A 21601-nucleotide genomic window follows, 5' to 3' on the forward strand; every position below is an offset into this window, starting at 1 on the left:
TGCCTTGCTGTGTTCAGCGCCTAGCCGGCCAGCCTGTCTTCCAGCTCGGTCATCAACGGGTTGCCGCGCTGGAAGATGTAGCGGGGTTCGGTGACGGTGACGGCGTCCTTGCCGTTGGCATAGAGGTGGCTGACCACGTCGTGCACGCGCGGCTCGGGGACATGGAGGATGAGCGCGACGCGGGCGCCATCCTCGTCATAGGGGAACGGCACGCGGGCGCCGAAGCGCTGCGCCAAATCGTCCAGCAGCGCCTTGTCGGACACGTCATGCAGGAAGCGCATCTCGACGACGCCGCGGGCGCGGGAGACGGCTTCGATCATCTCGAGAATCTGTGCGGCCGCGGCGCGGGCCTTCGGTCCCCATTCCGCAGTGCGGGAGGCCACGAGGTTGGCTTCGCTGCGCAGCATCACCCCGTCATCAAGGATCTTGAGATTGTTGGCGCGCAGGGTGGCGCCGGTCGAGGTGATGTCGACGATGGCCTCTGCCGTGCCGCCGGCGGGTGCGCCCTCGGTGGCACCGGCGCTTTCGACGATGCGGTAATCCGCAAGGCCGTGCTCGGCGAAGAAGTTGCGCGTGAGGCGAAGATATTTGGTGGCGATACGCACGCGCTCACCGCGGCGGGCATGATAGGCGATCGCAACGTCATCAAAATCCGCCATGGTGCGGACATCGATCCAGCTCTGCGGCACGGCGACCACCACATCGGCATGACCGAAGCCCAAGGGCTTGATCATGTGGACGACGTTTTCAGGCTCGGGCAGCTTTTCGCGGATCAGATCCTCGCCGGTGATGCCGAGATGGGCACGGCCCGCGCCCAAGGACCCGGCGATCTCGCTAGCGGACAGGAACGCAACTTCCACATCGGCGACGCCGGGCATGCGACCGACATAGCCGCGGGACGAGCCTGCCTGCTTGATGGCACAGCCGGCCTGCTTGAAGAAGGCCAACGCGTCCTCCTGCAGGCGTCCCTTGGAGGGGACGGCAACGATCAGCCGGTCTTCCGTATCCTGACGGGTCATGAGCGGGCCTCCAGGCCAACGGCGGCCAAGAGCCGCTCGGTACGGATGGCGCAGCCGACGGCGGGCACGTTGCGCGGGCTGCCGAGGCTCCTGAGCAGGCCGTCATAGCGGCCGCCGCCTGCGATCTGCCGCGAGGGGCCAAGGGCCTCGACGCGCAGCTCGAAGACAAAGCCCGTGTAATATTCTTCCTTGCGGCCGAAATCGGCGTCGAAAGTGATGTGGCTGCGATCGATGCCCATGCCGCAGATCAGATCGATGCGGCGGGCGATGCGCTCAAGCTCCTCATCAAGCGACACACCTGCCTTGGCGGCGATGTGGGCAAGCTGATCCACGGCCGTGGTGCAGGGGGCGGAGACCGCAAGAAAATCACGGATCGCGTCAGCGGTTTCCGGCGTGAGTGTGGCCTTGGCGCTGTCGGCGGCCTGCTCCAGGAAGCGCTCGGAGATTTCGGCGACGGATCGTCCGCCTACGGTGGAAATCCCAGCAAGCGCCAGGACGTCTTCCACCACGTCGCGGGCGCGGGCGGGTTCCATCACGTCGAGGGCTGCGAGCAGCGCCTGGTTGGTATTGGGGGTGACGCCCTGGGTGCTGCCATCGGTGAGGCGATTGAGCATCTCCTCGAAATAGGCGGGCCGCCAGATGTGACGCTTGAGGCGGTTCTTCCAGCTTTCGGGCAGGTCGAGCTTGTTGACCAGGGCGCCGAACAGGCCAAGGTCCCCCAAAGTGGTATCGAAGGATGTAAGCCCCGCCCCCTTCACGGCGTCCACCGCCACGGAGACGATTTCAGCGTCCGCCTCGGGCGTGCTGGCACCGCCGATATGTTCCACGCCTGCCTGAATGAACTCGACGGGCTTGCCGGCAGAAGGCGGCTGGTAGCGGAAGGCCGGGCCGTTGTAGCAGAGGCGCGCTTCGCTTTTTGCTTCGGGGTCGCGGTCCAGATACATGCGGCAGGCGGGGATTGTGAGGTCCGGGCGCAGGCACCATTCCTGCCCGCCCGGGTCTTCGAACACATAGGTGCGCTGGCGGATGTCCTCACCGGAGCGGTTGAGGAAGATGTCGGCGGGCTGCATGGTCGGCGGCTCGACCGGACGGAACCCCGCCTGGCTGAACACTGCCTTGATCGACTGGGCCTGGGTCTCCAGCGCTTCAAGGGAGCCTGCGTCATAGCCGGATGCCGGACGCTCCGGGTCCGGACTTTCGATTACCGGTGCCTCGCCGGGCAAATCGCCGGTCTTGCGGGCGACGGCGTTGCGTTGGGCGCGCAGCAGGCGCTCGGCATCCACCGGCTTGCCGTCGCGGCGGGCGGCATCAATCACGGCCGGCCACCATTCCTGGGGAATGCTGTCACGCCGGCGCCATTTGCGCGCGAGGTCGCCGCCGTCCTCCTGACCCAGAGCACGGGCGAAATCCGCGGGCTTGCCCCATTCGGCAATGATCGCGGCGAAGCTGAGAGCATCTTCTGTCATGGCGGAGGCAGTACACTGTGTCCTGCTTTTTGGCAAGTCACAATGTAATTGCAGGCTTTTTGTCCTGAAAACAGGACAAAAAGCCGGAACACTCAGCGCAAATCAGCGCGATACCTCGGCAAAACAGGACAATCAGGCTGACATATGCGGCTTGGCCAGCATGTCTTTGACGGCGCTGACAAGATCAGAGGCCGGAGCCGACACCTGGGCGGGCTGGTCCTCGCGCCAGGTGGTGTTGTCTTCGATTTCCTCCGCCAGCCGGGCGCCGAGGACGAGATCCTTGAGGGTGATCTCGCCCTTTTCGAATTCATCGGAGCCCTGGATGACGGCGATGGGCGCGCCGCGCTTGTCCGCATATTTGAGCTGGGCGCGCATGCCGGCACCGCCGAGATAGAGCTCGGCGCGGATGCCCGCATTGCGCAGGTCCCACACCATGCGCTGATAGTCTTCCATGCGGTCCTTATCAAGAGGCAGGACAACGACCGGCGGGCGCAGGCTGTCGGCCTTGCTGCGGCCAAGCGCGTCCAAGGCGGACAGGAGCCGGTCCACACCGATGGAGACGCCGGTGGCGGGGATGGGCGTGCCCTTGAAGCGGCTGACGAGATCGTCATAGCGGCCGCCGCCGCCGATGGAGCCGAAGCGGATGGGACGGCCCTTCTCGTCCTTCACGTCAAAAGTAAGCTCTGCCTCGAAGACGGGGCCGGTGTAATAGCCGAGGCCGCGCACGACCGCCGGGTCAAACAGGATGCGGTCGGGGCCATAGCCGATGGCATCGAGAAGGCCTGCGATCTCTTCGAGTTCGGCAACTCCGGCTAGGCCCGTTTCGCTGCCGCCCACAAGGCCGCGCAGGGTGGTGAGCACCTTGCCGCGATCCTCATCGCCAGCGCCGACAAAGGCCAGGACCGTATCGGCCTGATCGGCCGTAAGACCTGCGCCTTCAGTGAAATCGCCGGACTCGTCCTTGCGGCCTTCGCCCAGCAGGAGCTTGACACCGTCAGCTCCCAGACGATCCAGCTTGTCGATGGCGCGCAGCACGGTCATGCGCTGGGCAGCGCCCGCTTCGCCTGCGGCAACGCCGATGGTTTCCAGCACGCCGTCGAGGATCTTGCGGTTGTTGACGCGCACCACATAATCGCCGCGTCCGATGCCGACGGCTTCCAGCGCATCACTCACCATGGCGCAGAGCTCGGCGTCGGCGGCCATTTCAGGGGCGCCCACCGTATCGGCATCGCATTGGGTGAACTCACGGAAACGGCCGGGGCCGGGCTTCTCGTTGCGCCATACCTGACCGGTCTGGTAGCGGCGGAAAGGCTTGGGCAGGGCGTCGTAATTCTCGGCCACCATGCGGGCCAGGGGCGCTGTCAGGTCATAGCGCAGGGAGAGCCACTGGCCGTCATCGTCCTGCAGGGAAAAGACGCCCTCATTGGGCCGGTCCGCGTCCGGCAGGAACTTGCCCAGCGCATCCGCATATTCAAAGGCGGAGGTCTCCAGCGGGTCGAAGCCATAGGACTCATATACCTGCATGATGGTGGCGAGCATGGCGCGGCGGGCGGCCACATCCTCGGCGCGCAGGTCACGCAGGCCCTTGGGCAGGCGGGCCTTGGGGCGGAAGGGCTTGTCTTTTTTGGCCAAGAGAGGCTCCGGTTTGGCGTGCGCCCGAACTCTGGGGACCGGGCAATGGGCATTGGCTAGGGGCATGGGCGAACTGGGAAAGTGGCGCTTTACCTAGCGCAGGCAACCAATCCCCCGCAAGCAAGGGCAAAAAGCAGGGCGACATCCGCCATTCGGGGCGGTCCGCAGGCGGGAAATGTTAACGGCCCGGTGAGGATGCCTAACCGTGCCTTAATCTTGCCGCCAATCATTTACCCCGTGTTTACCAACAATGTTCATGTTTGATTCACGGATTCGCGCAAATCGGCGAATCCGCCCGTAAAAACATGAATTTGCAGGCGGCTTGATGCGCTCTCAGCACCGATCCATCCCGGTTATCCCCAAGGGCGGACTTCTCTCCGCGCGCAGCGAGGGCGCTGTGCCGGGTGACATGTCTCACCTGACGCTGGCGCCGGTGGACCTTCCCAGCCCGCGCGACACGGTCGCGGTGATGAGCACCGCACCGGAGCTGGGCGCCAAGGTGGCCGAAGCCCTGGACATGCGCCGCAGCCAGAAGGTGGACCTGCTGCATGTGCAGCCGGGGGAAAGCCTGGACCAGTTGTTGGCACCGGGACTGACGGCGGTGATCGCCGAGATTGACCCGGCGGAAGGCGGGCTTGCACGGCTCAAGCGCCTGTGCGCCATCGGGCCCAATGCGCCGGTGGTGGTGCTGATGCGCGGCATGGATGACGACACCATGCTGGCGGCTATCGAGGCCGGGGCCGAGGAAGTTGTGGACATCACCCCGGCGGGCACTTTCAACGGCGCGGACCTTGCCAATGCAGTGGCCCGGGCGCTGGCGCGTCACAGCCAGGACGGCCGCCCGGCCCGATCCGGCGCGGGAGACGCCAAGCTGGCTCCTGCCCCGCTGATGCTGGTGCAGGAAGCCCCGGAAGCCATGGTGGTGCTGGACCGGCACGGGGCGGTGGCCTTCATCAATCCGGCAGCCGAGGAATTGCTGGGTCGGGCGGCAGATACGCTGATGGGCAAGCGGTTCGATCTTGATATCGGCAAGGGCGGCGAGGTGACCATCGTGCAGCCGGGCGGGGAAACCCGCGTGGCGGAAGTGGACGTGGTGGAAACCGAACGCGGCGGGGTGCCCGCACGCATTGCCAGCTTCACCGACATCACGGTGCGGCGGAAGCTCGAAACCGCGCTGAAGACCGCGCAGGGCGGGCGCGACGCGGCCCTGAAGCGCTCCGGGCGGTTCTTCTCACGGGTGAGCCATGACCTGCGCACGCCGCTGACCCACATCGTGGGCTTCGCCGACCTGCTGCAGAGCGACCGGATTACCGATCCACAGCGGCGGCAGGACTATGCGGCTTCCATCTCGGATGCGGGCCGGGCGATGCTGGACATGGTGGAAGACCTTCTGAGCGTGGTGGACGCGCAGGGCGCGGCCATGCCGGAGCCGTGCGACCTAGCGAAGCTGGTGCGCAACACGGCGCATTTCCTGTCGCGGGCCGATGGCGGGCCGGAAGTGGTGGTCGATGCACCGCAGGGGGCGCTGGTGGCGCGGGTGGACCTCGCCAAGCTGCAAAGAGCGCTGTATCGGCTGGTGGCGGGCATTGCGCGCGACGCGGATGCGGGCAGCATTCTCCGCCTGTCGCTGCGGCAGGCAGGCAAGCAGGCGCGGCTGACGGTGCGTATCGACAGCCTGGACGGCCGCCCGGTGGCCCTGCCGGCAAGTCTCGAGGATTCAGATCCGCTGGTGACGCCGGCAGATGCCCGGACCGGGTTTGCGGCAGAACTGCTGCGCGAGGCGCTGGACGCCCATGGCGGCGCCCTGCAGCTGGCGCGCGACGGCGGCAGCGTGGTCGCCGCCGTGATGACACTGCCCCTGAAGGACTGACAGGAAAACAGTCGCCCGCGACTGTGGCGAACAGCCTAGGCGAACAGGGCGTCGATATCGTCCTGGGTGGCGTGGCCGTGGTGGTCTTCGAGAGCGGGACCGTTGAGGAGCGCAGCTTCGTCTTCCTCGTGCGCCTCTTGTTCCGCTGCTTCGGGCGCGAAGGACACAAGGTCCTGCGGACCACCCCAGATTTCCATCATACGGCTGACGCGTTCATCGATGTATTGCAGCGCCGCCACCACCTTGGTGATGCGCTGGCCGGTGATGTCCTGGAAGTTACAGGCCTCAAAGATGTTCACCACCTGCTCGGCGATCTCTTCCGCCTGGTTGCGGCTCATGTCGTCGGGAGCTGATGCGCCCAGATGGGCGGCGGCGGAATCGATACGCTCGGATGCGGTGAGGATGGTGTCGGTCGCGGCCTCGGTCGCTTTCACCACTGCATCCAGCTCGTTGCCGGCTTCCTGGAAGCGGGCGGCAGCGGGGCCGTCATAATGAAGGGCGGACAGCTCCTGCTTGGTGCGCTCGATGGCACCGGAGAGATCGGCCAGCTCCGACTGCAGACGGGTAGCCTCCTCCACGCGGTCGCGCAGGATGGTCAATTCTTCGATGGTGATGTCGGGGCTCACGGCGGCAAGCGGCGACGACGGGGCCTGAGCGGACGGGGCTGGCGCGCCGGAGGCATCCGCGACGGGTGCCGGCGCTTCGGCATCCACCGGCGCTGCTTCAACTGCCGCCACAGGCGTTTCCGCTGCCGCCCTCACAGGCGCAGGCGCGGACAGACCCATCATTTTCTCGATGCGAAAGAGCTTCACCTCAGCCACCAGCGGTTCTCCCCCTCGGCCCAAAAAGTGAGCAAAGCCTAGCCGCGCTCCTGTTAAAAATGCCTTTAATGCCAGACAAGTTGTCACAACAGCGCGGGGACCCCGCCCCATCGCCCACCCCTTCAAGGGCCACACAGGTGAGATGGTCATGGCCCGGTTTTTCGCAGCTTCCTGCGCCCTTGCTGGGGGCGGCGCTGGGTCTGACAGGGCTTGCGGCGGCCTGGCAGCTGGCGATGGAAACGGGCCTTGGGGGACCGCCTGACGGCGGCGGCGGCGTTGTCGTGGATGCCTTGTGCTGGCTGGCCGTAGCCGTGACAGCTCTCATCTGGGCGGGATACGGGCTCAAGATGCTGCGGCACCGGGTGCTGTTTCTGGCGGATCTGCGTGACGCGGGCACGGCGCCCTATCTCGGCACCGTACCGATGACGCTGATGCTGTTGCCTCTTGCCGCGCCGGTCGCGGGCGCTGGCCTGCCAGTGTGGCCTGCGGTGTGGCTGGCCGGGGCCGTGCTCCACCCGGTGGTGGCCGTGGTCATGGGACACTGGCTTGTTCAGCGGATGCCGCGGGCTGTCCCGCTGACGCCTGCCTGGTTCGTGCCCATTGCCGGGATGTTTGCCGCCCCGGCCGCCGGTGTGCCGCTGGGCTACCCCACTCTTTCGGCCATGCTGCTGGCCGTGGGGACGGGTGCGTGGCTGCTGCTGTTGCTGCCTGTCGCCCGGTCGCTTGGACGTTTCAGCCGTCAAGACGGGTCTTCGGGATTTCGACCCGGCACCCTGCCGGTAACGCTGGTGCCGTCGCTCTTCGTGCTGGCGGCCCCGCCGGCGCTGGTGGCGCGGGGACTTTTGGCCTTCGGGGTATGGGTGGAGATGCAGGCCGTACTGACGGTGCTGGCCTGTCTCACGGCACTGGCCGTGCTTGGCTACGTGCTGTGGCGCAGGCAGGACATCGCTGCGGACATGCGCCGCTTCGGTTTCAGCCCGCGCTGGTGGGCGATGAGCTTTCCGCTGGCGGCCAGCGCATCCGCTGCCGTGACGCTGCACAGCATGGGCAGGACGGCGTGGACCGCGCTTGGCGCGCTGGCGATGCTGGCTCTTGCCAGCACCGCCATTGCCGTTTTGGGCGTTGCTACGGCTGCGTGGCTTATTCGGCCGCCGCGCGGGCGCCAGCGGCCATAGAGCCGAACCGCTCGGCCACCTGGAAGAACTGGCTCACCGTTTCGTCGATGATCTGCTTTGCGGGCTTGATCTCGTGGATGAGGCCCGCCGACTGGCCCGCGAGCCCCACGCTGGCTTCCATGTCGCCCCCGAAATAGAGGTCCTGAATGCGCGCGAAGGTGTCGGACGGCATCAGGCCGTCCTCGTGGATGGAGGCGGTGCGCCCGGTCTTGAGGGCGCGGATGCAGGGGCTCGACTTCTTGTTCAGCACATAGGTGCCGTCGGTCGGCGCATTGATGATGGCGTTCTTGTAGTTGGCGTGGACGGGGCTTTCTGCCGCGCTCACAAAGCGGGTGCCCATCTGCACAGCTTCGGCACCCACCGCGAAAGCCGCGGCCATGCCGTACCCGTCACAGATGCCGCCCGCGGCAACGAGGGGAATGTCAGACTGCTGACGAATGGCCTGGAGCAGCACGAGGGTCGAGACTTCCTCGGGGTTCTTGAAGCCGCCGCCCTCGGCGCCCTCGACAACCAGGCCGTCAACACCGGCCTCGATGCATTTGAGCGCCGACTCGAAAGTGGGCACCGCGTGGTAGACGGTGATGCCCGCCTCCTTGAGGGGACCGATGAACTTCTTGGGACTGCCGGCGGACGTGGTCACGAATTTGACGCCCGACTCGCAGATATAGCGAAGCATGGCGTCGTCCTTGAGGAACAGGATCGGCAGGTTGACGCCGAAGGCCCCGTCAGTCAGCGAGGCCATTTTCCCGATCTCGGCCTTGCAATTATCGGTCTCGCCCGACGATGTCTCGATGATGCCGATACCGCCCGCATTTGCGACGGCGGATGCAAGCTGGGAGCGGGCGATCCAGCCCATGGGAGCCTGGATGATCGGGTATTTCGCGCCGGTATGTGCAAGCACCCGGTTGCCTTCGAATGCGGCCATCACAATTCCTCACCTTCAAAATGGTATATTTGCGCGTATCTAAGGCGCGAAGCCGCGCCATTTTCAACTGCTTTGCCGCCACCCAACCATTGCGCCCTTCCTGCCGGAGCCTTTTTCCGTGACCACACCTCCTTCCAAGCCGGCCCGCGGGCAAGGCACCGACAACGCCCTGGCTTGCTTCGACGATATTGCCGCCGCCCTGAAGGGGCGCAGCCCGGCGCTGTTTCTGGATTATGACGGCACGCTGGTGCCGCTGGCGCGCCGCCCGGAACTGGCCGTGGCGACGCCCCGCCTGCGGGACACGGTGGCGCGGCTGTCGACCCTGATGCCGGTGGCCGTGGTGAGCGGGCGCGGACGGGAGGACGTGTCGCAGATGCTGGGGGTGGATGGCATTGCCTATGCAGGCAGCCATGGCTTCGACATCCGCGATGCCTCAGGCGCGGATCTGTCCGGCGATATCGGGGCGCCCTACCGCCCGGCGCTTGAGGCAGCGGCCTCGGCGCTGGCGGACAGGCTGGCGCCCATCGCGGGGGCGTTCCTTGAGGACAAGACCTATTCCATCGCCATCCACTACCGGGAAGCCGCCCCGGATACCCATGATGTCATCCGCGCGGCGGTGGACGAGGAAGTGGCGCGCCGGGACACGCTGAAGCGGACCGGCGGGAAGATGATCCACGAGCTGCGGCCCGATCTTGACTGGGACAAGGGCACGGCGGTGCTGCGGGTCATGGAAACCCTGGGTCTCACGCCGCCGGACGCTGTGCCCGTCTATATCGGCGATGATGAAACCGACGAAGATGCCTTCCGCGCCATCCGTGACAGCGGGATCGGCATAAAGGTGGCGGATGCGGGGGATGATGCGGCGACGCTGGCGCGCTACCGGCTGGGCACACCGGCCGAGGTCACAACCTTCCTCGGCCGGCTTGCGGATTATCTCGAGATGGGCGGGGCTAGCGCCTAGAGGCCTTCGCCGATGACGATCAGCTTGTCGTAGCCGAGGCCCTGGGCGTCGCACATGCTGCGATAGACATTGAGGATGGTGGCGGCATCGAGGATGCCGGTGACCTGGCCGGTCTCATCGGTGTTGACGTTGGGACCATAGATCGCGAACCAGACATCGGTCTCTTCCTCATTGGTGTCGGGCACCATGAGGGTGTGGACGGAGCCTGCGGGCTCGAACAGGTAAGAGCCCGCAGTGTTCACCACGTCCGGATATTCCTTGTAGTACCACTTGCCGGTGAAGGTGACAGCGAAGACGGGGCCGGTGTGATAATGCGTGGCCACCTGGTAGCCCGGCGCGAACTTGGTGCGCAGCACCCACAGCCCCTGGGAGAGATCCACCTGCAACAGCTGGATGCGGGTGCCGTCGCCCAGATCGACGAAGGGCAGATCGTCCTCGCCTACATGCAGGGCCTCGCCGGAGGCGGGCGGGACGACGGGATTGGCCATTTCGGTGATGGCGTCGGGGTTCTTGGTATCCATGGGGGTGATCCTTCCTGCGGTCTTGTTCAGCGTGTCGCGTTGGGCGCAATCCTATCGCAGGCAGGTGGGGTGCGGGCCAGCCCCGTTTTGACTTTTTCGGCACAAAGGCACATCTCATCTGCCATGGCTGAACGGCGTCTCGATCCCCTGCCCGTCCTGCGCGACACCGCGCCGGCTGCCGACATGACGGCGGCGGAGGAGGATGTGTGCGCCCTATGCGGGCGGCCCGGCGGTGGACGGATGGAGAAACACCATCTGGTGCCGCGGCTCAAGGGCGGCAAGGAAACCGTCCCGCTGCATCCGATCTGCCACCGCAAGCTCCATTCCCTGTTCACTGAAAGCGAGCTGGCGACGGCCTACAACACCATCGAGGCGCTACAGGCCCACCCGGATGTCGCTGCCTTCATCAGCTGGGTACGGAAGCGCCCGGCGGGCTTTCACAAGCGCACGCGGACAGCCCAGCGTAACGGCCGGGGCCGGACATGACGGGCGAGGCGCTTTCCTTTTCCAGCAAGGACGCCGCCCGGACCCATGTGTGGGACCGGCTGAAGGAAGAGAAGCTGGCGGCTTTCCCCTTCCCGCCCCATGGACGCATCCCCAATTTCAAGGGCTCGGCGGAGGCAGCGCGGCGGCTGTTTACGCACCCTGTCTTCGCGCAGGCGCGCGCGCTGAAGATCAACCCGGATTCGGCGCAGGCGGCGGTGCGGGCCGAGGCGCTGCGCCGGGGCATTGATGTCTATGTGCCAACGCCGAAGCTGGCGGGCGGGTTCTGGCATATCGAGGCTGTGAATGTGCCGCAGGACGCCGTGCGGGAAGCGGCGGCCATGTCCACCATGGCGCGCTGGGCCAGGGAAGTGCCGCTGTCAGCCCTGCCGCAGATGGACGCGATCGTCTCCGGCTCGGTGGCTGTGACGCCCACGGGCAAGAGATGCGGCAAGGGGGCGGGCTATGCCGACCGGGAATATGCCATTCTGCTGGAGCTTGGCCACCAGCCTGTGCCGGTGGCCACCACGGTGCATGATGTGCAGCTGGTTGATGATTTTCCGCAGACGGGGACGGACGAGCCCCTGAGCCTGATCGTGACGCCGACCCGCAGCATCGGCGTGGAGACGCCGCCGGAACCGCCGCGCGGCATTGACTGGGCATCGCTGACGGACGCTGATTACGCGGACATGCCGGTGCTGGCGGAACTGCGGGACATGCTTGGAAAAAAGCTGTGAGGTGGAAGTGATGGTACCGCCTCTTGGTCTCGAACCAAGGACCTCCGGTTCCACAAACCGGCGCTCTAACCAACTGAGCTAAGGCGGCACAGCGCATCACCTGCGTGGGGTGCAGACCGCATGATCTGGCAGGATATGCCTTCCGGATGCACCCCGACGGGGCCCTCTGGAAAGGTGCGTCCCGTTCAAGGACGCGGAAACTAGCGCCCGCCCCTGTCGATTGCAAGACGGTTCCGCAAAAACCCGCATATTCCCGCCTGGTTCCGGCCAACCGGCGGAATTCATATCAAATTTGACTCTTTCCTTTACCCGGGGCTTGAGACCTTGCGTCCTAGGCTGACCCCAGATGACAGGTGCAGGGTCCCCCGTGTCTTGCGCCGCAGACGATCTGAGGTTGAGCGTATGATGAAGTGGGCAAGCCGGGCCTTGAATGCGATCGCGTCGCTGGCGCTGGTCGCTGTCGTGGTGGCGCAGGGCAGCCTGCCGGCCGCACAGGCGGATGACCTTGCTGACGCGCTGGAAAACCGTCCGCCGCATGTTTCCACCAGCTGGGACGGCACCGGTGCCGCCGGCTACGATGTCGTTGCCTTCTTCACCGAAGGCCGGGCGGTGAAGGGCAAGCGGGCGATCACCGCTGAGTATCTGGGCGCGACATACCAGTTCGCGTCGGAGGAAAACCGCGACCTTTTCCTCAAGGACCCTGCCGCGCTGACGCCGCAATATGGCGGCTTCGATGCTTATGGCGTGCGCACGGGCACCAAGGTGCGGCCGATCAAGGAACTGGCCTGGTATCTGTCGGATGAAAAGCTCTACCTGTTCGGCGCCGACAAGACGCGCGGCGCATGGGTGGAAAACCCGGACGGCAACCGCCGGGTGGCGGATGTCATCTGGGGCGAAATCCGCACCGTGCCGGACAAGATCCTGCGCATGGCGCAGGACAAGGCCGACGCTGCCAACTAGGGCCGCGGGCCTCCCTTCCCCACGCCGTCAGAATTTGGACCAGAGTCCAGTCACAGGCTGCTAGGCTGTGCTGTGGCGATTCATGCCGTGGCGCAGCCATAGGGGCAGAGTGATGGTTCCGGGAACACAGACAAAATTCATTGCCGCCAACGGCCTGACCTTCGAGACGGCTGTTGCCGAACCGACCGGGCCAGAACAGGCGGGGCCTGATGGGGCGGGACCTGACGGGGCGGGCGGCCCGCGCAAGCTGGCGCTGCTGCTGCACGGCTTTCCCGAACTCAATTATTCATGGCGGCACCAGATCCGCACCTTCACGGACCAGGGCTACACGGTGTGGGCGCCCAATCTGCGCGGCTATGGCATGACCACCCGGCCGCTGGGGATGAGCGCCTACAGCCTCGACAGGCTGGTGGAGGACGTGGCGGGGCTGATTGACGAGGCGAAGGCGCAGGGCATTGCGGACGAGGTGTGCCTCGTGGCCCATGACTGGGGCGGCATCATCGCCTGGAGCTTCATGCTGGGCGCGGTGCGGCCGGTTGACCGGTTCATCGTCATGAACCTGCCCCACCCCACCCGGTTTGTTGAGGAATTCCGGACCTGGAAGCAGTTCAAGCGGTCCTGGTACACGCTGTTCTTCCAGATCCCTTGGCTGCCGGAGAAGCTGCTGGGCGCCAACGGGGCCGAGGGCATCGGCAAGGCCTTTGCCAACATGGCGGTGGACAAGTCACGGTTTCCGGATTTCGTGCTCGCCACCTATCGGGAGGCGGCACAGCGTCCCGGCGCGCTGACGGCAATGGTGAACTATTACCGCGCGGCCATGCGGCGGCGGACGCCCTATCATGATCTGTGGGCGGACCCGCCGGTCATCGAGACGCCGACCCTGATGGTGTGGGGCGAGGAAGACACGGCCCTGTGCGTGGAGACGACGGAGCGGACCGAGCCGCTGATGCGCGACTTCACCCTGCGGCGGCTGCCGGGCGTGTCCCACTGGGTGCAGCAGGAGGCACCGGAAGCCGTCAACGCCATGGTGGCGGCCTGGCTCGCCGGCCGGGACGTACCGCAGGCAGGCAACCTTAAGGACCTACCGCGCCTGCCGGAACAATCCGTACACGTCACATCATCTGACGGCCGATAGCGCCCGCCACGAGCCGGGTGACCCAGCGCGGCGCGGCGCGGCCGAGCGACGTGCTCATGGCATAGGCGAGCCCCGGCACGCGCACAACGTCTGCCTTCATGCAGGCGTCATAGCCTTCCTGCGCCACGTCCTGAACATCGGCCACCAGGAAATCCGGCAGGGCGCTGGTCTTCTCGTTGGCATCCTTGATGGTGGTGAACATGCCCGTTTCGGTGATGCCGGGGCACAGGGCGGTGACGCTGACGCCGTGGGGCTTGAGTTCTTCGGCGAGGGACTCGGTCAGCGACAGGACGAAAGCCTTGGTGGCGGCATAGACCGCCAGCGACGGCACGGGCTGGAAGGCTGCAACGGACGCCACATTGAGCACGCGGCCCGAGCGGCGGGCGGCCATCGGCGGCACGAAATGAGAGGCAAGCTCGGTCAGCGCCAGGGTGTTGAGGGTGATCATGCGGGAGAGCGTGGCGGTCTCCTGCGCGATGAAGGCTCCCATGTCGAGCACACCGGCATTGTTGACCAGAACATCCACATCAATGCCGCGGGCGGCTGTCTCGTCGAACAGCGCCCGGGCCGCGCCTGGTTCGGCCAGGTCTGCCGCCACGACTTCCGCCGCGATGCCGTGGCGGGCGGACAGATCGGCGGCGATGCCTGCCAGCTTTGCCTTGCTGCGGGCGACCAGCACCAGATCAAAGCCGCCTTCGGCGAATTTACCCGCCAGCGCCTCGCCGATGCCGGCAGATGCCCCGGTGATGAGTACCCATTCACCGCGAGCACCGCGGGCACCGCGCGGCGGCGGGGCCTTTTTGCGGCGGGTGGACGTTTTGCCCGCAGGTTTGCTTGAGTTCTTGCCTGGTATCTTCGTCGGTTTGCTGCGGCGGTTTGCGGCCATGGCGCCGTCCTCCCTGATCGCGTGGCTGCCATCAGCCTAGGCCCCGCGATGCAGCAAAGCCACAACCAGCCATGGCGTGGACCGATTTGATCCCCAGCCTTGCCAAATGACGCTATAGTTGTTGTCAGCGTGCTTGGGGGAGTACGCGGGCACCGCCTGACAATCCGGCGCGGTTCGGCCATTCGGGGACGGCCGGACATACGGGATGGCACAGCGGCGGTGCGCGCCCCATCTGATCCTGAGCAGCCAACAAAAGGACTTGCCCGGTTCCGCCGGCTCATGCGGGTGCGGGTCAGGGTTCTGACGGGGATCACACGGGGCCCGATGGGGAAAACGGACGAGCAGGACACGGATCGTGAGGCGGCGAGCCGACAGGCTGCGGGCCTGCATGACCGGGACCAGGCAGCCGCCGGCAGCCCGATGGGCGTGGCGCATTTCGTCTGGGACGGCGAGCGGGCCCGCATCGCCGAGGCCGATGAGGCGGCTGCGTCCCTGTTTGGTGAAACCGGAATTCTCGACCTCGTTGAACGGCCCTTTGCGCCCGACGGCGCGCTGGCGCGGGCGCTGGACCGGCTGATGATCTCCGTCGCTACGCAGCCCGACATGGAAGACGGCCTTGAGGGACGGCTGCCGCATCCGATGAATGGCGGCACGCTGACGGTGCGTGCGCGGCAGCACGCGCTGCCGGATGGCCGCATCGGCCTTGCGGTCGAAGTACTCGCCAAGGCGGAGCCGGACAATCGCGGCATCAGGCTGGCGGCACTTGGCGAGGCGATTGCTGCGCCCGGCGCGCTGTTTGCCGCTGACGGGGAATGGCTTGCGGGCAATGACGCTGCGCTGGCCCTGCTGGGCGATGTGAGCCCGCCGCTGGCAACGCTGCTGGGCGACCCGGGTGCGGCCACGCGGCTGATCGGGCAGGCGCTGGCGGACGGGCTGGCATCGGCCATTTTCCGGATCGCCACGCGCTTCGGCGCGAGGCTGGCGCGGGTGACGCTGACCCGCGCGCGGGACCCGAAGACCGGCGGGGCGGCGGTGGCTGCCTATTTCAACGACATCGCTGACCGGGCCCGGCTGCTGGCAGTGCCGCGCCCCGCAGCGCCCCCTGCCGAAGCAGACAGCCGGGTAGCGGAGCCCGCCAGCGCCACCAGGGAAGCCCGGGCCCTGATGTCACGCGTGGGGCATGAGCTGCGGACGCCGCTCAACGCCATTCTCGGCTTTTCCGAGGTGATGGCGCGGGAAGAGTTCGGCCCCATGGGCAACGCCAAATATCTCGAATATGCCCGCGACATTCATACAGGCGGCGAGCACCTGCTGGGGCTGGTGGATGACCTGCTGGAAATGGCGCGCTCGGAGAACGGCCGGCGTGAGCTCAATTTTGAAGCGGTGAATACGGGCGAACTCGTGCAGGCGATGAGCGACCTGCTGCGGGAGGAAGCCGCGGGCCGCGGGCTGACGCTGTTTGCGGAGATCGGCGGCAATTTGCCACCGGTGGTGGCGGATGCGCGCACGCTGCGGCAGGTGCTGATCAACCTCATCGGCAATGCCATCAAGTTCACGCCCTCCGGCGGGACGGTGACCATCGGCACAAGCGGCACTGAAGACGGCGGGGTGACGCTGTTCGTCAACGATACCGGCATCGGCATGAGCGCGGAGGATCTGGCCGCCGCCATGGAGCCGTTCGGCCAGGTGGAGGCTGCGCAGGAGGGCCTTGCGCGGAGCGATTCTGACGGGTCCGAGGCCAGTCATGAAAGAGGCCTGGGACGGGGGCTGGGGCTCGGCCTGCCGCTGGCGCGCGCCCTGACGGAGGCCAACAAGGCCAGTTTCGAGATCGACAGCGCGCCCGGCGAGGGCACACGGGCGCGGGTCATCTTCCCGCCCACGGGCGTGCTTGCGACGTAAGGTCCGCTGGCGTCCGCCTGCGGAATGGGGTGTGATTAATTGACACGCATTCGCATGCTCCTTAAGTCGCGTGCCAGTTCTCCTTCCTGAAAGCCGCTTTCCCCCTATGGGCGCCCTCACCCCGCCATCTCCCGCACCACGCTCCCCCGCCGGCGCAGCCGGCCGGGTGAAGCCGTGGCCGGTGCAGATGTTCTCGACCGGCACTGCCGGGCGGTCGCTGACGCTGGGGGCGCTCGGCATCGCGCTCATTATCGCGCTGCCGGTGCTGGCGGTGGTGGCCACCCTGTTTGACGAGACGAGCGCAAGTCTTGCCGGGCTGGGCCAGTCCGTGATGGCCGAGCTGATCGGCAATTCGGTGATCCTCGCCGTGGGGACGCTCAGCGGGGTGCTGGTGCTTGGGGTGTCGTCGGCATGGCTTGTGACCATGTGCCGGTTTCCCGGCCGGGATATCTTCCACTGGGCCCTGATCCTGCCCATGGCGGTGCCGGCCTATGTGGTGGCCTATGCGTATACGGACTTTCTGCATCATCCGGGCCCGGTACAGAGCCTGCTGCGGGAGGTGACGGGCTGGGGGGCACAGGACTACTGGTTTCCCAATGTCCGCTCCGAAGGCGGGGCGGTGTTCGTGTTCTCCTTCGTGCTCTACCCCTATGTCTATCTGCTGGCGCGGGCATCGTTTCTTGAACAGTCCGTCTGCGCGCTGGAGGCGAGCCGGACGCTGGGCCAATCCGCCTGGGGCGCGTTCTGGAAGACGGCGCTGCCCTTGGCGCGGCCGGCGATCGCAGGTGGGGCGGCGCTGGCGCTGATGGAGACGCTGGCGGATTTCGGCACGGTCGCGCATTTCGGGGTGCGGACCTTCACCACGGCGATTTACCAGAGCTGGTTTTCGCTGGGCGACCGGGTGCTGGCCGGGCAGCTCTCAGCCACACTGCTGGGCATGGTGACTTTGCTGATCCTGGTGGAGCGGGTCAGCCGCTCGGGCAAGGGCTACGCGCAGCCCACCAACCGGGTGCAGCGGCTGCCGGACTATGAGCTCACCGGCTGGCGGGCAGCGGGCGGGTTCCTGATCTGCGCCGTGCCGGTGACGCTGGGCTTCCTGCTGCCCATCGGCATTCTCATCTATCTCAACCATGTGGGCGGGCATGAATTCTTCGGCAGCCGCTATGTGTCGCTGACGCTCAACACCTTCACGCTTGCGGGCATCGCCGCTGTGATCGCGGTGACGCTGGCGCTGGTGATGGCCTATGCGGTGCGGCTGTCGGGCAGCCCGCTGGCGCGGTTTGCCAATCGGCTGGCGGGTATGGGGTATGCCGTGCCGGGCTCCGTCATCGCGGTGGGTGTGCTCATTCCGCTGGCCAATATGGACAATGCGCTGGATGCGTGGATGCGGGCGACTTTCGGCATTTCGACCGGGCTTATTTTGACCGGGTCAATTGCCGGGCTGGTGTTTGCCTATCTGGTGCGGTTCATGGCGGTGGCGATCAACACGGTGGAGGCGAGCCTTGCCAAGGTGACGCCCAATATGGACGCGGCGGCGCGCTCGCTGGGGCACTCCAAATTCGCGACGCTACTTGAGGTGCATGCGCCGATCATGCGCGGCAGCCTGCTGACGGCGGGGTTGATTGTCTTCGTCGATGTGGTGAAGGAATTGCCCGCGACGCTGATCATGCGGCCGTTCAATTTCGACACGCTGGCGATCCAGGCCTATCGGCTGGCCAGCGACGAGCGGCTGGCCGAAGCCTCCACCGCCAGCCTGATGATCGTGGCGACGGGGCTGATCCCCGTGATCCTGCTGTCGCGCACCATCATGGCGTCGCGGCCGGGACACAGGCCCCGCTAGCGTTCTTGTCTCCCCACGCAAAAGAAAGGCCCGGCCGCCGAAGCAGCCGGGCCTTGCGTTCTTGATTCCAGCGGGGCCGGGCTTACTGGTAGCCGACCTCGTTGTAGATGGCCTGAGCCTTTGCCTGGTTCTCACCAAGCTTGATGAGCGGCATGTCATCGGCCTTGAATTCGCCGAGCGCCTCGACGGCTGAGGACGCCTCGACGCCTTCCACCACCGGGTACTCGTTGTTGCCGTCAGCGAAGTATTTCTGCGCTGCGTCGGTTGCGAGATATTCGAGGAACTTGATCGCGTTCTCGCGGTTCGGCGCATTGGCCACCACACCGCCGGCGGAGACATTCACATGGGTGCCGGCGCCGTCCTGGTCCGGGAAGACGATGCCGATGCGGTCGGTGTCATCCGGGTTCGCGAGGCCGCGCACATCCTTGGTGAAGGCACGGGCGAAATAATAGGTGTTGGCCACAGCCACGGCGCACTGGCCGGAGGCAATGCCGCGCAGCTGGTCGGTGTCGCCACCTTCCGGATCGCGGGCGCGGTTGGCCCACAGGCCCTCGGCCCAGGCCTTGGCGTCTTCTTCACCGAGACGCTCCACCATCGCGGCCATCAGGGACAGCATGTAGATGTTGGAGGACGACCGGGTGCAGACGAGGCCTTTCAGCTTCGGGTCGGCCAGGTCCTTGTAGGACTGGATGTCCGCCGGATCGACCTTGGCCTTGTCGTAGAAAATGGCGCGGCCGCGGGTGGAGAAGCCGAACCAGTGGCCGTCCGGGTGGCGGAGATTGGCCGGGATGCGCTCTTCGAGCACATCCGACTGCACCGGCTGGAAGATGCCGGCCTGGTCAGCCACGTAGAGACGGCCCGCATCCACGGTGAGCAGGATGTCGGCGGGCGAGTTGGCGCCCTCGGCCTTGATCCGCTCGATCAGCACATTGGCCTTGTCCTCGATGCGATTGACGGTGATGCCGGTGGCTTCCTCGAAATCGCTGTAGAGACGCTCATCGGTGTCGTAGTGGCGCGAGGAATAGATGTTGACCTCGCCTTCGGCCTGGGCAGCGGCCGGAAGGGCCATCAGCGCCGCGAGGGCGGCGGTGGCAAGACGCATGGGCGCAAAACGCATGAAAGGGGCTCTCCGTTTTGTCGTGAGGGTCCTTGACGAAAGAAACTGCAACTTAGTCGCAGGCATGGCGCGACTGAATATGAGAAGTAGTCGCACGTCAAGCAAAGACCCTGCGTTCTGATGGCGCGGGGTCCTGAAACGGAGCGGATTCTCAGGTCTTGAGGGCGCCGAGGTCGCGGAACAGGTCCAGCGCCTCCGGGTTGGCGAGGGCTTCCCGGTTTTTCACCTCCCGGCCATGCACCACGTCGCGGACGGCCAGCTCGGTGATCTTGCCGGATTTGGTGCGCGGGATATCGGCGACGGCGATGATCCTCGCGGGCACGTGGCGGGGGCTGGCGCCGGTGCGGATCTGCGACCGGAGGCGGGTCTCAAGCGCGTCGTCGAGCGCAGCCCCTTTTGCCAGCACCACGAACAGGACGACGCGGGTGTCGCCCTGCCAGTCCTGGCCGATGACCAGTGCCTCGGTGATTTCGGGCAATTGCTCCACCTGGCGGTAGATTTCCGCCGTACCGATGCGGACGCCGCCGGGGTTGAGGGTGGCATCTGACCGTCCATGGATGATGAACCCGCCTGACCGGGTTTCCTCGGCGAAATCACCATGGTGCCAGACGCCTGGGAAGCGCTCGAAATAGGCCGCCCGGTAGCGGGCGCCATCGTCATCGTTCCAGAACCCGATGGGCATGGCGGGAAAGGCGCGGGCGCAGACGAGTTCGCCCTTGTCGCCGGTCACGCGCCTACCCTGCTCGTCCCAGACCTGGCTGTCCATGCCGAGGCCGGCGGCCTGGATTTCGCCGCGGCGGACGGGCTTGAGCGGGGTGCCGAGCACGAAGCAGGAGACGATGTCGGTGCCGCCGGAGATCGAGGCCAGGTGCACATCCGGCTTGATGGCGTCCATCACGTAGTCGAAGCCTTCCGGCACCAGCGGCGAGCCGGTGGACATGAGCATGCGCAGGGCCGACAGGTCGTGGGTGTCGCGCGGACGCAAACCCTCATTGTTGATGGCGTCGATGAATTTGGCGGAGGTGCCGAAATGGGTGACGCGCTGCTGGGCCACCACGTCGAACAGAATCTCCGGACCCGGATGAAAGGGCGAGCCGTCGAACAGCACAAGCGTTGCGCCCGCCTGCAGGCCGGAGACGAGCCAGTTCCACATCATCCAGCCGCAGGTGGAGAAATAGAACAGGGTGTCATCTGCGGTGAGCCCGCAATGGAGGCGGTGCTCCTTGGCGTGCTGGAGCAGCGTGCCGCCTGCAGAATGGACGATGCATTTGGGTGCACCGGTGGTGCCGGATGAAAACAGCACATAGAGCGGATGGCTGAAGGGCAGCGGCAGGAAGGTGGGCGTCTCCGCCTCCTCCGCGTCCAGCGCATCCTGCCACAGCATGGATTTGGGGATGCCGTCAGTCGCTGTCTCGGCATCGGCCTTGTAGGGCACCACGAGGACGCCGGTCAGGGACGGCAGACCCTCGGCGACCTCCGCCAGCTTGGGGCGGGTGTCGTGGATCTTGCCGCCATAGGCATAGGCGGCGCAGCCGATGAGGACCGTCGGCTCGATCTGGCCGAAGCGGTCGAGCACGCCCTTGACGCCGAAATCGGGCGAGCAGGAGGAAAAGACCGCGCCAAGGCCTGCGGCAGCCAGCATGGCGACGATGGTCTCGGGCATGTTGGGCATCATGGCGGCGACCCGGTCGCCGGGACCGACGCCGAGCCGGGCCAGTGCCTGCTGGGTGCGCGCCACGTCTTCCCGCAGGACGCCCCAGCTCATGCGCCGTGCGTCCCCTGCCTCGGACCGGAAAATCAGCGCCGGCTCATCGTCCTCTCCTGCATGGGCCAGCAGGTTCTCGGCGAAATTGAGCCGGGCCTCGGGGAAGAAGCGGGCGCCGGGCATGGCATCGCCCTGCTCCAGCACCACGCTGCCCATGGTCCCGACAATGCCGCACTGATCCCAGACGCTCTGCCAGAACTCCTCGCGCTCACTGACCGACCAGGCATGCAGCTTGTCCCAGCTGCCCAGGTCGCGCTGCCACCGGTCCCCGGCAATTGCGGCGAAACCGGCCATGGGGGTGTCCGCTCCGTCGTCCACCGGACGCCAGATGACCTTGGCCGGCTCGTTCATGTCTGTCTCCTTTGGCGACTGTCTGAGAGTCGAGAATT

At 66.2% G+C, this 21601-nt stretch carries 18 protein-coding genes and 1 tRNA gene; 9 read left to right on the forward strand and 10 right to left on the reverse strand.

Going from position 1 to position 21601, the window contains the following annotated elements; genetic code table 11:
- Positions 1 to 20: 20 nt before the first annotated feature.
- From hisG to hisS, 3 genes are all read right to left on the reverse strand, one after another.
- The gene (gene hisG / locus HG718_RS10585) at positions 21 to 1019 is read right to left on the reverse strand and encodes an ATP phosphoribosyltransferase (protein WP_160588413.1); all 999 of its coding nucleotides are present in this window, start codon (positions 1017 to 1019) and stop codon (positions 21 to 23) included.
- Positions 1016 to 2485, reverse strand: coding sequence for an ATP phosphoribosyltransferase regulatory subunit (locus HG718_RS10590; RefSeq protein WP_160588414.1), 1470 nt, complete (start codon positions 2483 to 2485; stop codon positions 1016 to 1018). The genes hisG and HG718_RS10590 overlap by 4 nt, the downstream gene beginning before the upstream one ends.
- Positions 2486 to 2617: 132 nt before the next feature.
- Positions 2618 to 4117 (reverse strand): histidine--tRNA ligase, encoded by a 1500-nt coding sequence (hisS, locus tag HG718_RS10595; RefSeq protein ID WP_160588415.1) that lies wholly within the window; start codon positions 4115 to 4117, stop codon positions 2618 to 2620.
- 325 nt (positions 4118 to 4442) lie between these two features.
- On the opposite strand from hisS, the gene HG718_RS10600 reads away from it, so the two are divergent.
- Positions 4443 to 5987, forward strand: coding sequence for a sensor histidine kinase (locus tag HG718_RS10600; protein ID WP_160588416.1), 1545 nt, complete (start codon positions 4443 to 4445; stop codon positions 5985 to 5987).
- Between the two features lie 35 nt (positions 5988 to 6022).
- Here the strand turns inward: HG718_RS10600 and HG718_RS10605 are convergent, their stop codons facing one another.
- A complete protein-coding gene (locus tag HG718_RS10605; protein ID WP_160588417.1) occupies positions 6023 to 6808 on the reverse strand; it encodes a protein phosphatase CheZ in 786 nt (261 codons plus the stop codon).
- 137 nt (positions 6809 to 6945) lie between these two features.
- On the opposite strand from HG718_RS10605, the gene HG718_RS10610 reads away from it, so the two are divergent.
- Positions 6946 to 7983: an SLAC1 family transporter gene (locus tag HG718_RS10610; protein ID WP_160588418.1), complete on the forward strand. Its 1038-nt coding sequence runs from the start codon at positions 6946 to 6948 to the stop codon at positions 7981 to 7983.
- On the opposite strand, the gene HG718_RS10615 is transcribed toward HG718_RS10610, so the two are convergent.
- Entirely contained in the window at positions 7949 to 8908 is a 960-nt protein-coding gene (locus tag HG718_RS10615) for an NAD(P)H-dependent flavin oxidoreductase (protein WP_160588419.1), read from the reverse strand. The genes HG718_RS10610 and HG718_RS10615 overlap by 35 nt on opposite strands.
- Before the next feature lie 118 nt (positions 8909 to 9026).
- Here HG718_RS10615 and otsB point away from each other — a divergent pair, with 118 nt between their 5' ends.
- Positions 9027 to 9869 carry a trehalose-phosphatase gene (gene otsB, locus HG718_RS10620; protein WP_160588420.1) on the forward strand — a complete coding sequence of 281 codons (843 nt, stop codon included), beginning with the start codon at positions 9027 to 9029 and terminating at the stop codon, positions 9867 to 9869.
- Here the strand turns inward: otsB and HG718_RS10625 are convergent.
- A complete protein-coding gene (locus HG718_RS10625) occupies positions 9866 to 10390 on the reverse strand; it encodes a 2,4'-dihydroxyacetophenone dioxygenase family protein (protein ID WP_205345696.1) in 525 nt (174 codons plus the stop codon). The two genes, otsB and HG718_RS10625, sit on opposite strands and share 4 nt — an antisense overlap.
- A gap of 123 nt (positions 10391 to 10513) precedes the next feature.
- Here HG718_RS10625 and HG718_RS10630 point away from each other — a divergent pair, with 123 nt between their 5' ends.
- Entirely contained in the window at positions 10514 to 10876 is a 363-nt protein-coding gene (locus HG718_RS10630) for an HNH endonuclease signature motif containing protein (RefSeq protein WP_188658422.1), read from the forward strand.
- Positions 10873 to 11610 carry a 5-formyltetrahydrofolate cyclo-ligase gene (locus HG718_RS10635; protein WP_160588421.1) on the forward strand — a complete coding sequence of 246 codons (738 nt, stop codon included), beginning with the start codon at positions 10873 to 10875 and terminating at the stop codon, positions 11608 to 11610. Before HG718_RS10630 ends, HG718_RS10635 begins: the two co-directional genes overlap by 4 nt.
- 11 nt (positions 11611 to 11621) lie before the next feature.
- Here the strand turns inward: HG718_RS10635 and HG718_RS10640 are convergent.
- Positions 11622 to 11698, reverse strand: a tRNA-His gene (locus HG718_RS10640).
- A gap of 314 nt (positions 11699 to 12012) precedes the next feature.
- On the opposite strand from HG718_RS10640, the gene HG718_RS10645 reads away from it, so the two are divergent.
- Complete coding sequence (locus HG718_RS10645) at positions 12013 to 12570, forward strand: YHS domain-containing (seleno)protein (RefSeq protein WP_160588422.1); 558 nt, start codon at positions 12013 to 12015, stop codon at positions 12568 to 12570.
- Positions 12571 to 12682: 112 nt separating this feature from the next.
- Positions 12683 to 13705, forward strand: a complete 1023-nt coding sequence (locus tag HG718_RS10650; protein ID WP_160588423.1) for an alpha/beta fold hydrolase — start codon at positions 12683 to 12685, stop codon at positions 13703 to 13705.
- Here HG718_RS10650 and HG718_RS10655 read toward each other — a convergent pair.
- The gene (locus tag HG718_RS10655) at positions 13683 to 14591 is read right to left on the reverse strand and encodes an SDR family NAD(P)-dependent oxidoreductase (protein WP_160588424.1); all 909 of its coding nucleotides are present in this window, start codon (positions 14589 to 14591) and stop codon (positions 13683 to 13685) included. The genes HG718_RS10650 and HG718_RS10655 overlap by 23 nt on opposite strands.
- A gap of 324 nt (positions 14592 to 14915) precedes the next feature.
- Here HG718_RS10655 and HG718_RS10660 point away from each other — a divergent pair, with 324 nt between their 5' ends.
- The gene (locus tag HG718_RS10660) at positions 14916 to 16490 is read left to right on the forward strand and encodes a sensor histidine kinase (protein ID WP_160588425.1); all 1575 of its coding nucleotides are present in this window, start codon (positions 14916 to 14918) and stop codon (positions 16488 to 16490) included.
- Between the two features lie 166 nt (positions 16491 to 16656).
- The gene (locus HG718_RS10665) at positions 16657 to 18330 is read left to right on the forward strand and encodes an ABC transporter permease (protein ID WP_244624790.1); all 1674 of its coding nucleotides are present in this window, start codon (positions 16657 to 16659) and stop codon (positions 18328 to 18330) included.
- Between the two features lie 82 nt (positions 18331 to 18412).
- On the opposite strand, the gene HG718_RS10670 is transcribed toward HG718_RS10665, so the two are convergent.
- Positions 18413 to 19447, reverse strand: coding sequence for a Fe(3+) ABC transporter substrate-binding protein (locus HG718_RS10670; RefSeq protein ID WP_244617758.1), 1035 nt, complete (start codon positions 19445 to 19447; stop codon positions 18413 to 18415).
- Between the two features lie 151 nt (positions 19448 to 19598).
- Positions 19599 to 21563: an acetoacetate--CoA ligase gene (locus HG718_RS10675; protein WP_160588426.1), complete on the reverse strand. Its 1965-nt coding sequence runs from the start codon at positions 21561 to 21563 to the stop codon at positions 19599 to 19601.
- Between the last annotated feature and the right edge of the window lie 38 nt (positions 21564 to 21601).

The sequence above is a fragment of the Pyruvatibacter mobilis genome (assembly GCF_012848855.1).
Classification (GTDB): Bacteria; Pseudomonadota; Alphaproteobacteria; order CGMCC-115125; family CGMCC-115125; genus Pyruvatibacter; species Pyruvatibacter mobilis.

What these genes read in the sequence shown, in the direction of transcription:
- hisG (WP_160588413.1), bottom strand. Translation starts at nt 1,019, where the DNA reads ATGACCCGTCAGGATACGGAAGACCGGCTGATCGTTGCCGTCCCCTCC.
- HG718_RS10590 (WP_160588414.1), bottom strand. Translation starts at nt 2,485, where the DNA reads ATGACAGAAGATGCTCTCAGCTTCGCCGCGATCATTGCCGAATGGGGC.
- HG718_RS10600 (WP_160588416.1), top strand. Translation starts at nt 4,443, where the DNA reads ATGCGCTCTCAGCACCGATCCATCCCGGTTATCCCCAAGGGCGGACTT.
- HG718_RS10615 (WP_160588419.1), bottom strand. Translation starts at nt 8,908, where the DNA reads ATGGCCGCATTCGAAGGCAACCGGGTGCTTGCACATACCGGCGCGAAA.
- HG718_RS10625 (WP_205345696.1), bottom strand. Translation starts at nt 10,390, where the DNA reads ATGGATACCAAGAACCCCGACGCCATCACCGAAATGGCCAATCCCGTC.
- HG718_RS10630 (WP_188658422.1), top strand. Translation starts at nt 10,514, where the DNA reads ATGGCTGAACGGCGTCTCGATCCCCTGCCCGTCCTGCGCGACACCGCG.
- HG718_RS10635 (WP_160588421.1), top strand. Translation starts at nt 10,873, where the DNA reads ATGACGGGCGAGGCGCTTTCCTTTTCCAGCAAGGACGCCGCCCGGACC.
- HG718_RS10645 (WP_160588422.1), top strand. Translation starts at nt 12,013, where the DNA reads ATGATGAAGTGGGCAAGCCGGGCCTTGAATGCGATCGCGTCGCTGGCG.
- HG718_RS10650 (WP_160588423.1), top strand. Translation starts at nt 12,683, where the DNA reads ATGGTTCCGGGAACACAGACAAAATTCATTGCCGCCAACGGCCTGACC.
- HG718_RS10655 (WP_160588424.1), bottom strand. Translation starts at nt 14,591, where the DNA reads ATGGCCGCAAACCGCCGCAGCAAACCGACGAAGATACCAGGCAAGAAC.
- HG718_RS10660 (WP_160588425.1), top strand. Translation starts at nt 14,916, where the DNA reads ATGGGGAAAACGGACGAGCAGGACACGGATCGTGAGGCGGCGAGCCGA.
- HG718_RS10670 (WP_244617758.1), bottom strand. Translation starts at nt 19,447, where the DNA reads ATGCGTTTTGCGCCCATGCGTCTTGCCACCGCCGCCCTCGCGGCGCTG.
- HG718_RS10675 (WP_160588426.1), bottom strand. Translation starts at nt 21,563, where the DNA reads ATGAACGAGCCGGCCAAGGTCATCTGGCGTCCGGTGGACGACGGAGCG.